1 protein-coding gene and 1 pseudogene are annotated in these 2,509 nt (G+C 64.7%); one reads left to right on the top strand and one right to left on the bottom strand.

All coding sequences use genetic code 11. From position 1 onward, the window contains the following. Positions 1–85 precede the first annotated feature (85 nt). Positions 86–1,189, bottom strand: coding sequence for an IS630 family transposase (locus ACZ68L_RS46785; RefSeq protein WP_469591013.1), 1,104 nt, complete (start codon positions 1,187–1,189; stop codon positions 86–88). A 101-nt stretch (positions 1,190–1,290) separates the two neighbouring features. Between ACZ68L_RS46785 and ACZ68L_RS46780 the strand changes: the two are divergent. Then, a pseudogene (locus tag ACZ68L_RS46780) lies at positions 1,291–2,415 on the top strand (IS630 family transposase); the annotation flags it as partial. Positions 2,416–2,509 lie beyond the last annotated feature (94 nt).

Here is a 2,509-nt window from a genome sequence, read left to right as displayed (position 1 = left end):
GGAGCTTCTCCACCTCATCAAGATCCACGAGCCGCAGCATGCACCGCCACGACCACCAAGATCAAATCAACCTAACGAAGTACTACTAGTGTCCTGCGCCGGAGATCCGTCGGCAGTAGCGGGCGAGGGAGTCGAGGATCTCCTCGGCCGTCTTGGTCCAGACGAACGGTGTTGGGTTTTCGTTCCACTCCTTGACCCACGCACGGATGTCGGCTTCCAGGGAACGCACGCTTTTGTGGGAGCCGCGGCGGATCTTCTGGTCGGCGAGGAAGCCGAACCACCTCTCCACTTGGTTGATCCAGGACGAACCGGTGGGGGTGAAGTGCAGGTGGAATCGGGGGTGTTTGGCCAGCCAGGCTTTGATGGCCGGCGTCTTGTGGGTGCCATAGTTGTCGCAGATCAGGTGGATCTGGAGATGCCCAGGAACCTCCTTTTCGATCTTGATGAGGAACTTCTTGAACTCCGCTGCCCGGTGTCGACGGTGCAGCGAGGTGATGACTTCGCCGGTCGCGACGTCGAAAGCCGCGAAGAGGGTGGTCAAACCGTTACGGATGTAGTCGTGGGTACGCCGCTCGGGCATGCCCGGCATCATCGGCAGCACCGGCTGAGACCGGTCCAGCGCCTGGATCTGCGACTTCTCGTCCACCGACAGCACCACCGCCCCTTCGGGCGGATTGAAGTACAGCCCGACCACGTCGTAGACCTTCTCCACGAACAACGGGTCCGTCGACAGTTTGAACGTGTCCGTCAGATGAGGCTTGAGATGGAACTTCCGCCAGATCCGGCCCACGGTCGACTTCGACAGCCCGCTGCGGTCGGCCATCGACTTGCGCGACCAGTGGGTGGCATTCTTCGGCATCTCCTCCAACGTGCTGACCACGACCGCCTCCACCTGATCGACGCTGATGGTGGGCGGCCGGCCCGGCCGGGGCTCGTCCACCAACCCGTCCAGCCGGCCGGCCAGGAACCGCCGCCGCCACTTGCGGACCGTATCCGCCGCTACCCGAAGATCCCGCGCCACCACAACAATCGGCGGAACGTCAGGGCCTGCACACGCCAACACGATCCGCGCCCGTAACGCCACCGCCTGCGCAGACGTCGCCCGCCGGGCCCAACGCTCCAACAGTGCACGCTCGTCAGCGGACAACAACAACGGTTCAAGCTTCGGACCGCGACGCGGTGCGGGCACACCCGCAGAAACACTCATACGGGAACTAACGACGGATCTCCGGCGCAGGACACTAGTGTGATGCGCCAGAAAAGGCGGTCTTAAGTCTGTAGGCTGTTTTTATGTCGCATCGAGGCCCTCGTGCTGTCGAAGTTGTGCTGTCCGCTGAGGAGCGTGCGGAGTTGCTGCGCTGGGCGGGTGGCGGGGTGCCGGCCCGTGTGGCGGAGCGGGCGCGAATCATCCTGGCCTGTGCGGACGGGGTGTCAAATACCGCTGTGGCAGCGGACTGCGGGATGTCCGTGGAGACGGTGCGCAAGTGGCGTTCGCGGTTCGTGGCCCGGCGGCTGGCGGGTCTGGCGGATGAGCCGCGGCCGGGCCGGCGCAAGCCGGACCTGGTGCTCAGCGAAGCCGAGCGGGCGGAGCTGACGCGCTGGGCGCGGCGGGCGAAGACCGCGCAGTTCCTGGCCCTGCGCGCGAAGATCGTGCTGCGGTGTGCGGAGGGCGGGACGAACAAGGAGGTCGCGGCCGAACTCGGCATCGCCCACGCGACGGTGAACCGCTGGCGCTCCAGGTTCATCACCCTGCGTCTGGACGGACTGACGGACGAACCCCGCCCCGGCAGGCCGCCCTCGGTCCTGCTCGACCAGGTCGAGGACGTACTCGTGGCGACGCTGGAGTCCGTCCCGGGCAAGGACACGCATTGGTCGCGTGCCTCGATGGCGAAGCACAGTGGGCTGTCGAAATCGACCGTCGGGCGGATCTGGAAGAAGTTCGACCTCAAGCCCCACCTGCAGGACTCCTTCAAACTGTCCACCGACCCGCAGTTCGTCGCCAAGGTCGTCGACGTCGTCGGCCTCTACCACCATCCGCCGGAGAAGGCGGTGGTTCTCTGCGTCGATGAGAAGAGCCAGATCCAGGCACTGGACCGCTCGCAGCCGGTGCTGCCGATGATGCCGGGCATGCCCGAACGCCGCACCCACGACTACTACCGGCACGGGATCACCAGTCTGTTCGCCGCCTTCAACATCGCCGACGGCACCGTCATATCGGAACTGCACCGCCGCCACCGCGCGATCGAGTTCAAGAAGTTCCTGATCCGGATCGACAAGGCCGTGCCCACCGGACTCGACGTCCACCTGGTCTGTGACAATTACGCCACCCACAACACCGCCGAGATCAAGACGTGGCTGGGCAAACACCCCCGCTTCCACGTCCACTTCACCCCGACAGGCTCTTCCTGGATGAATGAACCGCCCCGGGTTCGGTAGAGATCTCAGATTGTGGTTTTGACCTGGGGTTTCGCGGTGGTGAGGTAGTGGTTGGTCTCGTATTCGACGGGTG

It is taken from the genome of Streptomyces sp. NPDC104309 (assembly GCF_055584025.1).
Note: the sequence above shows the minus strand (reverse complement) of the source record. Positions and strands in the feature narration are given on the sequence as shown.